The 12,627-nt window shown below is 52.5% G+C and carries 8 protein-coding genes; 1 reads left to right on the plus strand and 7 read right to left on the minus strand.

Going from position 1 to position 12,627, the window contains the following annotated elements; genetic code table 11:
• Positions 1 to 13 precede the first annotated feature (13 nt).
• The 6 genes from lpxD to G5B42_RS02715 form a co-directional block, all read right to left on the minus strand.
• Complete coding sequence (gene lpxD / locus G5B42_RS02690; protein WP_181338902.1) at positions 14 to 1,042, minus strand: UDP-3-O-(3-hydroxymyristoyl)glucosamine N-acyltransferase; 1,029 nt, start codon at positions 1,040 to 1,042, stop codon at positions 14 to 16.
• 15 nt (positions 1,043 to 1,057) lie between these two features.
• The gene (locus tag G5B42_RS02695) at positions 1,058 to 1,879 is read right to left on the minus strand and encodes a hypothetical protein (protein ID WP_181338903.1); all 822 of its coding nucleotides are present in this window, start codon (positions 1,877 to 1,879) and stop codon (positions 1,058 to 1,060) included.
• Between the two features lie 55 nt (positions 1,880 to 1,934).
• Positions 1,935 to 2,477, minus strand: coding sequence for an OmpH family outer membrane protein (locus G5B42_RS02700; protein WP_181338904.1), 543 nt, complete (start codon positions 2,475 to 2,477; stop codon positions 1,935 to 1,937).
• Positions 2,478 to 2,512: 35 nt separating this feature from the next.
• The gene (locus G5B42_RS02705) at positions 2,513 to 4,348 is read right to left on the minus strand and encodes a BamA/OMP85 family outer membrane protein (protein ID WP_181338905.1); all 1,836 of its coding nucleotides are present in this window, start codon (positions 4,346 to 4,348) and stop codon (positions 2,513 to 2,515) included.
• A 243-nt stretch (positions 4,349 to 4,591) separates the two neighbouring features.
• Positions 4,592 to 9,304: a translocation/assembly module TamB domain-containing protein gene (locus G5B42_RS02710; protein WP_181338906.1), complete on the minus strand. Its 4,713-nt coding sequence runs from the start codon at positions 9,302 to 9,304 to the stop codon at positions 4,592 to 4,594.
• A gap of 157 nt (positions 9,305 to 9,461) precedes the next feature.
• Positions 9,462 to 11,312 (minus strand): hypothetical protein, encoded by a 1,851-nt coding sequence (locus G5B42_RS02715; protein ID WP_181338907.1) that lies wholly within the window; start codon positions 11,310 to 11,312, stop codon positions 9,462 to 9,464.
• Between the two features lie 283 nt (positions 11,313 to 11,595).
• Between G5B42_RS02715 and G5B42_RS02720 the strand changes: the two genes are divergently transcribed.
• The gene (locus G5B42_RS02720) at positions 11,596 to 12,396 is read left to right on the plus strand and encodes a tRNA threonylcarbamoyladenosine dehydratase (RefSeq protein WP_231133176.1); all 801 of its coding nucleotides are present in this window, start codon (positions 11,596 to 11,598) and stop codon (positions 12,394 to 12,396) included.
• Positions 12,397 to 12,448: 52 nt separating this feature from the next.
• On the opposite strand, the gene G5B42_RS11780 is transcribed toward G5B42_RS02720, so the two are convergent.
• Positions 12,449 to 12,586, minus strand: coding sequence for a hypothetical protein (locus G5B42_RS11780; RefSeq protein ID WP_231133177.1), 138 nt, complete (start codon positions 12,584 to 12,586; stop codon positions 12,449 to 12,451).
• Positions 12,587 to 12,627: the final 41 nt, after the last annotated feature.

Below are 12,627 nucleotides of genomic sequence, written 5' to 3' on the forward strand. Positions count from 1 at the left end.
CGACACTTGTTTCTTAGTTGAGTTTGCCTTCCAACTCGGCAACTCTTTTTTCCAGTTGCCGGATGGTCTTGAGCAGTTCCGGCAGTTTACCGGCTGCCGCCTGAATCCGCATATCCTCGCCGTGGGGACGGGCTGGTTGGCCGGAAACGATTGAGTTCGGCGGAAGACTGCTGATCACCATCCCCCGGACAAAAACTACCGTATCATCGCCGATGGTAATATGGCCGTTAATCCCCGATTGCCCGGCCAGAGTCACCCGGTCGCCGATCTTCGTGCTCCCGGCAACTCCGGTCATCGCGACCATAATACAATCCTTGCCAACTTTAACATTATGACCGATCTGAACCAGGTTGTCGATCTTGGTCCCCGCGCCAATCAAGGTCTGACCGGTTGTCGCCCGGTCAATCGTGACATTCGACCCGATCTCCACATCATCTTCGATGACCACGCAGCCCACTTGCGGCACTTTTAAGTGTCTTCCGTCACTGGTCTTTTCAAACCCAAACCCGTCGCCGCCGATAACGGCCCCCGGGTGAATAAGTACACGGTTGCCAATCTTCGTCCCGTGGCATAAGACCACATTGGGCCGGATCTCCGAATCATCACCAATCTCCACATCGTCCTGGATCACGACGCCCGGATGGATCACGACTCCCTTGCCCAGCTTTACACGGTCACCGATAAAGACCAACGGGCCGATGTGACAGCCGGGACCATGCTGAAACCCTTCGCCGATCACGGCCGAAGGGTGAATTCCCTCCGCGTATTTCTTTTTCGGATAGAAATACCACAAAATTTGGGCAAAAGCCATTCGGGGATTATCTATCTCAATGCCTTGAAAATTAAACTCTCTTAAATTCGAAGGGAAAATAAAGGCCGACGCTTTACTCTCCCGGGCGGCAGGGAGCGCCTTCGCTGAAGCAATCAACGAGATCTCGCCCGGTTGGGCTGTATCCAATCCGGAAACCCCGGTCAACTCAAGCTTTCCATCGCCGACCACTTTTCCTTTCACCAGCGACGCCAGTTCTTCTAAAGTCGCCATTACACATCTCCTCCTTTATTCCAAATTCTCCGCTAAAAACCGCTCGACCCCATCGTTTTCCCGAACCCAGGCCCAAAATTCCGCTTCCAGTTCTTTTTTTTCCCGTTGGTACTCCTGCTCGCTCTCCGCCTCCAATCTTCGGCGGTATCTTTCCAGCTCGCGCGCAGACGCTTCTTGTTGCGCCACCGCATAGTCCGCCAATGCCGCCGCCAAAGACGCCTCTTTTTGCTGAACTTCCGCCCTTAGCTCCGCTTGGAGCGCGGCAACCTCCGCAGCTAAGCTGGACTTTGCTTCCGGAGATAAATCGGGCATTGCCATTTTAAAATGCAAAGTCGCCAACTTCGATGAATATTCTTTCTCTTTTTGCCGACGAAAATCAGCTAGTTCAGCAGCTTGTTCCTGCCGTTTTTCCTCCAGGGCCTGTTTAATCAGGTACTCATCTTGGTTTCTTTTCTGGTGAACCAAACGGTCGATCTTCATCGTGAGCAGCCGACGCCGGAGCTGAAGCTCCTCCGCAAGCAGCGCTTCCCTTTGGGCTAGCTCTAAACGTAAAACCGCTTGCCCCCTCTCTTCCCCAAGCCCATCTCCCGCTGGAGAAAAAACACCGGCTTCTTGGCCCGGCCGTTCCAACCGCCACTGCAACTTGCGGGGCAGATCTTGTATTGCCTGCGTAATCTGGCGATAAGACCCCCATTTCAGTTCCGGCAAGAGAATAATCTCCGTTTCCGGGGCTACCACCTGGGAAGAGCGATAATAAAACCAACACCCGACCCCAATAAAGACGGCGAGGATCAATACAAAGAGTTTTCGCCGAAGCAAAGTAGTGTTCTTATTCATGCTCCTGTTCACCGTCGTCTTGAAGGATCATGCCGGTTGATAATCTCCTTTGCTGTTACTTCTGCAAAGCCGCGATCACTTGCTCAGTTAAATCCACGCCCCCATAGTAAACGACGCTTTTTTCCAGAATAATCGCATAACCTTCTTTTTTGGCGATCTCCTCCAGAGTCGCTTCGATTTTGGCGATAATTTCTTCATGTTTGGCTTGCACTTCACTGGACAACCGCGCATTTTCTGCCTCTAGCTTTTGCTGATAGCTTTTAATGACCTTGCGCGCCTGTTCTTGGTATTTGGCCTCAATCTCTTTCCGTTCCGCTTCCGATTTCCCTTTCAGCTCCGCTTCCTTCTGCTTTTCCAGGGCATTCAACTCGTTCTTTTGTTGCGTTTGGAGATATGCTCCAAAGCTGTTAAACTCAGCATTTTTTTGTTGCAACAGTTCCTGCAAATCCTGAAACAGCGACAGTTCGTTCTGTAATCGCTGCATATCAATATACCCAACCGTTGATCCGCCTTTGGCGGCAACGAGCCCGGTGATGGCGAAGACTATCCCAATCAACAACACCATGGGGACCAGTTTCTTTGCAACCTTCAATTTCATCTTAAACCTCTCCTTTTATTCTGATTTCTCCCCACCTAGAACATCTCTCCGAAGAAAAAGTTAAACTTGGGTTTACCGCTCTCCGGCGTCCAGCCAAAGTCAAACCGGAGTTGCCCCAATAAGGGAATGTTATAACGGAATCCCACCCCATAGCTGTGATAATACTTTTCAAAATCGACCGTCCCGACATCGTAAAAGAGGACGGCTTCCAGGTTTTCCGCATTGGGAATCCGTTGTCTTAGCTCGAAATTGGCCAGAACCTGTTGGTCCCCGGAGACATGTCTGACGTCGTAACCACGAAGAGATAATTCGCCACCAAGATACAGCTTGGAAGAGTCGGGTGTTTGCCCCAGGATCTTGCTGCCCATCACCCGGTAACCAAGGGTGGTGTGGGCCAAGGGTGAATAGAACTGTTTAAATTCCCCGTAGAGGCGCTGATAATCGTATTCGCCGCCAAAAATACCGCCGTGAAGGTTAAGACCTAAACTTGCGTGGTAACCATCGGTGGTATAGGCGCCGGTATAAACCAAACGGTTGTAATTCAACCCGAGGCCCAGACTATTATCCCAGTATTCTTGCTTTAAGGGGAGAGTAGGGTAATCATCCTCTTTTTCGATGGTCTGTTTGTTGCCTTCGGCATTTTCATATTCATACTGGTTGTTCCGGTCGGCCACCCACTCCTGCGGGTCTATCGTCACCCGTTCCATCCGGAAGGATGTGCTCAACCGTAAGTGGCGGTTCAACGGCCGGCCCAGCGTCAGGTTGAGGCCGGTCTTCTTTTCATTGTAATTGTAGGTGTACTTGTTATCGAACCGCCCATCTTTACCGGAGAAAACACCACCATCCAAGTTCCGCGAGGACAAGGAAAGCGTGTGGTTGGAATAGAGCTTGAGCCCCAAAGAAGTCTGTTTTGCATCCAACCAGGGTTCCTGGAACTCAAAATTAAAATTAAAAACATTGTTCGGGTTGAACTCCATGTTAAACGAGAGCTTCTGGCCAAGGCCCATGAGGTTCGGATCTGTGATCCCAAAGCTCCCCAGGAGCGTATTGTCCACCGGAGTATAAGAGATACCCATGTTAAAAATGCGGTTCTCACCCTCCTTGAACTCCATGATCAGATCCATCACCCCCGGTTCAGTGGTTGGTTGCAGCCGGGGAGAAATATCGGAGAACAATTGGAGTCTGGCCAGTTGCTGCGTATCTTCCCGTAAAACGTTAAGGTCCAGGATGTCTCCTTCTTTCAGCGTCATCTCCCGCGCCACGACAAACTCTTTCGTTCTCTCCAACCCCTGGTAGCGGATGCGGCCTAAGCGGGCCTCGGTAAGATGAAGATGGACTACCCCTTCCTCATCGATCTGCATTAACTCACTGATCTCACCGGCGCTACCGCTAAAGGGCGGGATGAGCAGTCCGCGCTCCTCATTGAAATACTGTTGCGCCATCACCAGGTCGTTCAGCATCGTTACGTAGTTGAAAACATCTCCTGGTTTTTGGCGGAAAAACGGAAGTACCTCTTCGGGTGTAATCCGTTCCAAACCTTTAATTTCATAACGGGTAATCTGCGGATTTTCCACCACGCGGAAGACCACTTTAATCCCGCCGAGAAATTCTTCGGCGTAGGGTTCCACCATGGCGAAATAACCAAGATCCATGATCGCTTGCTGATCCTTGACCACCGCTTGCCGGTCAAGGGCTTCGCCCAAGCGTATATTGGTTACCGCCTGGAGGATCTGTTCCTCTTTTACCTGTTTGTTACCGGAGATCTCGACCGATAGAACAAGCTCTCCTACCGCCAGCGCCGGTCCGCTCCACATCATAAACATAAAAAGCACAACACCAAGTAGTACCGGGATTTTTAAGATCCTCGTCACCGAATTGGCCTCCTTTTTGTTTGGACTATCGCTTCTTCCGCCGTCGAAAACAGCAAAGGACAGAGTCTCTTCTCCGCCCGTAGGCCTCCCGCCGCTAACAGCAGAAAAAGCTCAACTAGAGAAGCAGTTTGGAAGCAATCTGAGGAGCACTAATCACTAAAAGTTTCGTGATTGGACACATCTTTCCCTTCTTGCTTCGGATAAAGATTTCCGGTAAATTTGGCGAAAATAACGAACTATACATTAAAAACGTAAATTATACTGGAATTGCCACCGTAACCCCTCCGCGGCGGAGTAATCCCCAAGTAAGGAAAAGTTGGGAACAATCTTCCATTCTAGATTCCAAACCTGTTCATCCAGTGAGGTCAGGTTTCTGCTGTACGAGAGGTATAAATCTTCACTAATAGACTTACCCATATTCATCCAGAAGGTCCCTTCCTGCCGGTCCTGCTCCAAAGTGAGGAAATCAATGGGCATAATGCTTCGGAACTCATCCAGGACGCGCCCGATAAAAAAGTCCCCGACCATATTGATATTCTCCTGAAACAGATTGGCGAAAGTAAGGGATCCATCCTCAATCTTTTCCGGCCAATTCAGGAGCTTCAATATTTCTTCCCTGCTCATGGGCGGATTGGAACTGGGGTTAATCACTAAACTATCCAAATCCCCGGACCACCCCGCCGTACTCAGCGAGATTTCCGTCCCGGCGAGAAAACGGGTGGCTTCCAACTCCAAATAGGGATAGAGCTTATAATCCGGACGGAATTCCGCCCGCAAGCTTTTGATCCGGAACGTATCGCCCAGCACATTCACCCAACCACGGTTTGAAACAAGCTCCCCGTTTAACTCCGGTTTCCGGAGCGTACCACCGACGTGCAGACGGCCGTTGAAGGGAACATAAGCCATGCCGTACATCCGGAAATAAACATCGTTCAGGGCTTCACATTGAAGATCCAAGTTCAGATCAAAGGGAACCGTGTTGCCCTTAGCCTCCGGAAGTTCAATCCGGGCTTTCCGGATCGCCACCTTCCCTTGTAAGGTCGGTTGGGTGGCAGGCCCGGCGAGCGTCAGTTCTCCGCCGACCAACCCGTCAAAGAAAGACGGGGATAAGAGAAGATTATCGCCGTTCAAGCGTAGGGCGAAGCCCTCCAGCCGCAGACCATCCATCATCACCCTTCCTCCCAAACGGAAGCGCCCACGGCCCAACCGTCCTTCCAGGTAACTTCCTTCGCGGTTGCTCAACCCCCTCAGCTCCAACCCGCGGCTGGAAAAGGAAAGGAGTCCATTGAGATCCTTTAGTTCCTGAGATAAACCGGCAATCGTTCCCCGCCCGCCGGTAATCTCTATTTGCCCTACCAAATAGGGTTTTCGCCATGTCCCGTTCAACGAAATCAAACCGTCGATCGTCCCTCCGGTGAACTTTGTTCCCGTAAAGAACGTATTCAGGACGCTGGCTTCCATTTTCTCCGCAGAAAGCCCGAGGTCGATCTGGCTATACCGGTGTGGCCAGGCCGTCGGTAACTGTAAACCGCCAAACCACTCCGGGTTCAATGGAATACTTCCCTGAATCGAGAGGCGTTGGGTCCCTAAATCCTGTGCTTCCAGAAACACCAGGTCATCATTGATCCGGCCACAAAGCCCCAACGAATTAACGGCGATACTTCCCCAGACGATATCCTGCAGGAATGCCTCAAACTCCCCTTGCATTCCGTCATCCGTGGTTGTAACCATCATTTCCAGGTCAAAACGGCCCTCCGTCGGCAGATCGGCCCGCCCGGTTAGCGCAACCAATGGTTTAAGCGAAAAATCTTTGGTCCGGGCGTTAATATCCAGTTGGACACCGGGGGTGTAAACAATCGAAGCAAACAACTCCCCACTGCCGTCATCAAGCAATAAACGGTTGACCGTTACCTTTGAATCATGGATCTGTAAGTCAAGCTCGCCACTTAATGGAGTATAACCATTAAGCTCCCCGTTTTCAATCTGAGTAATCAGACGGATTTGGGGCTGAGCCAACGGACCAAAGAGGCGTAAATAACCCGTCAAGTCAGCATCAAGCCGAAGGTTGGGCGCGCGCCCCACCACGAGCAACAGATCGGCCAACCCGGCCTTTTCCATTTTTAAACCCAGATCCAGATATGGTGCTCCATTTGTCCAATCAACCTGACCGTAAACGGTTACCTCCTCTTCGCCCCGCCGTAACCGTAAGCGCTCGCAGGAGAGCCTCCGGTCGAACCAAGAGAGTTCACCCCCGAGCCAGTCCAGGGCAAACCCGGCAAAGACCGGTTTGGTTACACTCAACTCTCCCGCAAAGACCGGTTCTTCGATCGTCCCCTGTAATTTCCCCTGTCCAGTCAGTGTACCGGATATTTTCTTTAGGAGCTCCGGGTTTTGTAAATAGTCCCCGAAAAGCTTATCCAGCGCGACGAGGGGGAAGTTCCGCACCGCCACATCAAGGTCCAGTTGCCGGTCGGCACCGATCTTCCCTTGCCCCTGCAGCCCCACCGCCGCCGAACCTAACAGGAGACGGTCAAGAGAGAGCTCCCCCTCCTGCCAACGGAAAGCAACCGCACCATCTCCGAAATAATAACCATTGAGCCCCAGCCATGCACTGGTCACTTCACCGGAGATCAGCGGGTCTTCCCAACCGGTGATCTTGAGCCGCAAATCGGTCAACCCCGCCAAGGTGGCAAGGGAAAAATCCGGAAAAAGGGAACCAAGATCTTCAAGGGACAGGTCTTCGCCGTTGGCATCCAAAGCATAGAAAGGCTGGTCTTGCCACTCCACCAATCCGGTGAGCTTGATTTCACCGGCCGGCGTTAGCAGAAAGGAATCGCTCAGGCTCAGCCGGCCGTTTTCCGCCTTCCCCTTGAGCTTCAAAACACCAAGTTCCTGCCCGTTATAGGTCAAATCATAGATTTCCAGCCAGCCTTCGCCTTGGATCCGCCGGCCGTCCGTCCAATTCCCTTCCACCTGTAACAACCCATTAATATCACCGTTGAAAACGGCAAAGGGGTGGGGCAATAACCGGTCATCCGGTTTGAACCCGTGCAGGAGAAGGTCTCCCCGGAAATCACCGGTGTCGGCCTGAAGGGAACCGGTCGCAATTAGGTTACCGTCGTTTTCCTTAAGGACCGCCCGCACCACCAGCCGGTCCCCGTCGCTCCGCAGCACGAGTTGAAGCTGATCATAACTAAAACGGTCCACGCTACCGGCTGTAACCACCAATTCCGCCTCACCGACCAACCTGGAAAGTTGCCCGTTTAGAATCAAGTCGAGATCGGCCGTCCCGGTCAACGCAGGAATCTTCTCTCCCCATAACGACGACGGGAGTTGGTGCAAGGCAACCTGTTGCGCCTGCACGTCCAACTGCAGAATGGGCGCGCTGGTCAATTGTGCCAGCTCGCCGCGGATCACCGCTTGTCCACCTAAAGCCTGCACCGTTAACCGGTTAATCTGCAGGTGATCCTTCGCCCAATGGTAGACCCCACTCAACTTTAAAGATGGCACGCTCGTGCCCGCCACCTGCAGGTGGCGGCCGGTAAGGTCGCCTTTGATCTCCGGTGCGGCCAGCCGGCCACGCACCTGAAACGTGGCGTCAACACCGCCTCCCGTCAGCGGAAACTCCTCAAAAGCAAGGATATCGAGGGGAAAATCTTTGATTTCGCCTTTTAAATCCAAAGCCGGATCGGAAAAATTAAAGACCCGTCCGTGCAGGAAGAAGGGAGCCCCGCCGATCCGCCCCTGCAGATAAGAAAGATGAAACTCATCACCGGCGAGCCGCGCCAGCAACCGCAGCTCGTCCAGGGCAGCGGAGGATCCGGCAATCGCCAACCGGCCGTCCGTCATGCGTACTTCCCCCGTCAGTTCCGGGGCGTTGAGTTTACCGCCAATTTGCAGGTTCAAATCGACCAGTCCGGCCAGTCCCACCGTTTTCAACTGGGGAATCACAGTGGCCCAATCCGCTGGATCCAAGCCGGTCGCATACAGATTCACATCAAGATCAAGGGAAGTGGTCTCCAGGTTTCCTTTAAGACTAATCCGGCCGTCATGATACTTTCCCTTAAAATTTTGCACTGAAATTCCGGTGGACGAGACCGCCAGTTCCGCGTTCAGGTCTTCGAGGGGATATGGCAGTGCCGTCAACTCCCACCGGGAATCGGCGAAAGCCATCTGGGCCTCGTCCAATCTTACCATTCCGTTTTGGAGTAGGAGCGCCACCTCGGAACTGACTTTCCCCGCCACCACTCTACACTCTCGGTCGTACCTGAGAAGGCGGAAGATCTTCTCCCCCCATAACGGTGCGGAAGCTGCCTCCGCCTTTATCTTCAGCTTTCCTTGTTTACGTTGAACGGCATAGGCCAGTTCCACCACCGCCGCCGCCTCCGGGTCAAGTGTACTTTTCCCTTCGGCGGTGGCCCGGATCTGGGGAAAACCACGCAGGTCAACATAGCCGCTCAACTGCGCAAAATTTCCCCAATCCCATTTCCGGCCTGGTTCTTCCATGATCAGACGGCAATCATAAAGACCAATCGTAATCGGTAAAACACCGCCCCCGCCGCCGCTGGAATCGAAACGGAAAAGGTTGAGGGTCTCCCATAACCAGACCGTCGTGGTCATTAGATCAAGATTCCGCAGACCTTTATTGAAGGACCGGGTAGTCACCAGTTTGAACCAGTCCAACCCGACGCGGATTTTCGCCGCCGTTAAAACCGGTTTCCCCCCGGCGGTCCTGATCTCTACCTCCCTTAACTCCGGGGAGAAAAAGAAAAGACCAACCTCCTTGATCTGTACCTCCGCAGAGAGAAAACGGGACATCTCGTTCTCCACCACATGTTTGATCCGCCCCGCCAGTGCGGTGGAGGGAAAAACCTTTACCCCCCAAATGAAAACAACACCAAAGAAAAGGAGAAAGAAGGCATAAAGGAACCGGATTTTCCCTGTTCTCAACCGCAAACCCTGTTCCCTCCTTCTTCCCTTCTGTCGTTCTCAGGCGTTTAACACTATCCAAATCCGGTTAGGAATGGAAAATCAACTCGTAATTAACTGCATTATATAGAAACGAACCATTACAAAATCCTGTTCCCGTCTTTTTTTAAAAACCATCTACAACCTACAACTCTGTAACATCGATACTGCTCGTGGGCTCATACTTTAACCACACCGGGGCTTCTTTCCCGGTGGCCGGTAATACTTCAATGTTAATCTGCTCTTGGCCTCTGATGAAATAGGGAGTATCGATGGTTTGATAGTCGCGGGTCGAACCCTCCTCCTCTGTTTCCTCCCCGACCTTCTCCGCCTCTTCTTCGGGTGTTTCTGATAATTCCGGTCCTTCCAACCCTGCGGCCGGCAAAAATTCTACTACCAACTGATTGTTCTGAATTCTCGTCCGGTAATCCGCCAAGCGCTCCTCCAGGCTAGTACTGGATTGGTATAGGTCCATGCTGTACAATTCTTCCTCGGTACCCTCTTGTTCCCCAGAGACATAGTCATACTCATTACCATATACCATCAATACCCATTTACCTGGAGTGGATGGCAGTTCAACCTCGAAGGGCGTTTCAACCACTTCCCCCCGGTAGGGAAGGAGGTGAACGGTGAGGGTGACTTTTTCACCCGGCGCAAACTCCTTTTTGGGCAGTTCAACCTTGACAATTTTCGCCTGCAACAACTGGGGATTAATTTTTACCTGCACTTTAACATTGGTCAGTCCCGGATGGACAAATTCGTTACCCGTGAGCACCCGGAGGAGCTCCCCTAGTTCCTGAACAGCCACCGCGGCCACATCGGGTCCGCAGAATAAATTTTCCCGTTGAAAGCGGTCAAAATTATCCCCCTCCAGCTCAAAGTAGACATTGGCGGTCCCGGAACCAATCCGGTCCAGCGTCCGGTCGATCGTATCGATCACTCCGGCCAGCACTAAGTTGGGAAGGAGATTTTCCTCGTTGACCACGGCAAAAGCATAGTTGCGGACCAGACCCGATTCTTCATCGGTCACTTCGGTGGTCACTTTCACCATCTTGGGCAAAACCCCCAGCTCGCCGGCCACGCCCGCCCCCCGGTCCTGGGTGATCCGCCCGCGGCAGGGGAAAGCCACCCCGATCTTGAAAGGAAGGTCTTGGTTGTCAATAACACTCAAAATCTCGGCCCCGCCCACCCCGAAATCTACCTTCCCGCGGTTTAAAAAAGGGTGACCAAAACCGAGGAATTTTTGCCCATCCAACCAGGTTAAAGTCCCCAGTGCCGTAACCTTATAATCACCCTCCACCAGCGAGATGGTGAGGGCGCTTCCCGGTTGGAACGGCGGGTTTGCCGCCGGCGGATCCGTCTCTGTTCCCGCCGCCGTCAACGGAAGAAAAGTGGGGAGAGTCCATCCCCCTCCCTGTTGCAACGTAAAGACTCCTTGTTTTGCGAGGGCATTGACCAGGTATTGGCGGGCCCGGGGGCCATAGCCGGAAAGAAACAAAGGGGCCGCCACCGGAGACGCCCGGAGCCAATTTCCGTTGGCCGGTGCTTCCCCAAAGATTACGCCGTCAAACCCGGCCAACCCACCCTCAATAAAATTGAAGGTCTCCGCCTCTTTTCTTGACCACAAAGTTAGCATCTCTTCAATCGGCGTTACCATGGCATAGCGGTGATCGCTGTTTTGAAACCCATAACCAATGGCGCCGATCAGTTTATCCCCAATAAAAACCGGGCTTCCACTCATTCCCGCCGCCAAAGTATGCGCACCGGTAAATTTAATCAGGATCAGGTGGGCGACGGAACCGCTTCCCTCCATAATGCCAACGATTTCCACAGGAAATGCTTCCACCTTTGTTCCGGCAAAAACAGTTAATCCGTAACCAATCATCCCCGGTCGTATTGCCGATAAAGGAAGAAACGGATCATTGGCGGTAACCTGCAGCCCGACGGCAAGAAGGAATAAGACGACAAGGACGGCTTTTTGGATTCGAATTTTCATCCATAAACGCTCCTAAAATCAATTTTCTCCTCATAACTCTCCGCGCGGTAAATCCACATGATCAAAGTATATTAAAACAAATTCAAGTTATAACTCCGTTCGGTTTATATTCTTTTTACCCACCTAATATCCTGCAAGTATTTCTGGGAAAAAGCCCAAAGCAGGAAGTGATACCCCTCAGCGGGAAAAATAAAGCGGGGAGCCTTTTGCCCAATATAATACATCGAACAAAAAATTGATTGGATTTAGGGAAAACTTGAAATTGCGTAATGGAGGTCTTGTCATGCTGGAGAAAGAAACCCAAATGCGTTTTAGTCGGATGGAGAAGTTAATCGGCACCGCCGGTTTAAGCACCCTGCAGCAGGCGCGAGTCGCGGTGGTCGGGGTCGGCGGGGTTGGTTCTTTTGTGGTGGAAGCCCTGGCCCGGGCAGGAGTCGGCTGGTTGGTGTTGGTCGACCACGATCAAGTTGAGCTTTCTAATACCAACCGCCAGATTCACGCTTTAACCGGAAATTACGGCCGGCCCAAAGTCGAGGTGATGGCCGAACGCGTTAAAGCGATTAATCCGGAGGTTATCGTCGTTCCCTGGCAGATCTTTGTCGGGAAGGAAAATCTCCCTTCTGTCCTGCACGGCGACCTCAGTTATATCGTTGATGCCATTGATACAGTCACGGCCAAAATCGCCCTCATCCAGTATGCACGGGAACGGGAAATCCCCGTGATCTCCGCAATGGGAGCCGGGAATAAATTGGATCCTTTGGCACTTAAGGTCGCCGATATCAGCCAGACCCATACCTGTCCTTTGGCCAAAGCGGTCCGCAAGGGGCTCCGTGACCGTGGCATTACAAGCGGCGTTAAAGTGGTCTTCTCCACTGAACCACCGGTCCACAGCCCGGAAGGGACTACGGCGGCACCCGCCGCGAACACCGGCTGTCCTTCCTGCCCAAAGGAGGCGGTCACCGAAGCATGCTGCTGCCCCCGCCGGCGCGCAACACCGGGAACGATCTCCTACATGCCGGCCATGGTCGGGCTGATCGTCGCCGCCGAAGTCATCCGCGACCTGCTGAGCCTGGAACGGAGGTAAAAAACAAAAGGGGTGACCAGAAAAATAAAAAAGGGGGGTAACCAAACCCCCCTCAAAAGATGACATGGTGCGCACTTTCGTCATCTTTTTGCCGCAGCCGGATTTGATGAAAAGCCAGCATCCCGGCACTCACAGGCGAAGGGCAGTACTCACCCTTTTCAGGATGCTCCGACTTTTGGCGCCTTTTCATCCAGCTGCATTAAAATTATATCCGCTTTCCTTCCCTTTTAT

Origin of the sequence: Capillibacterium thermochitinicola, assembly GCF_013664685.1 — a bacterium.
Classification (GTDB): Bacteria; Bacillota; UBA4882; order UBA10575; family UBA10575; genus Capillibacterium; species Capillibacterium thermochitinicola.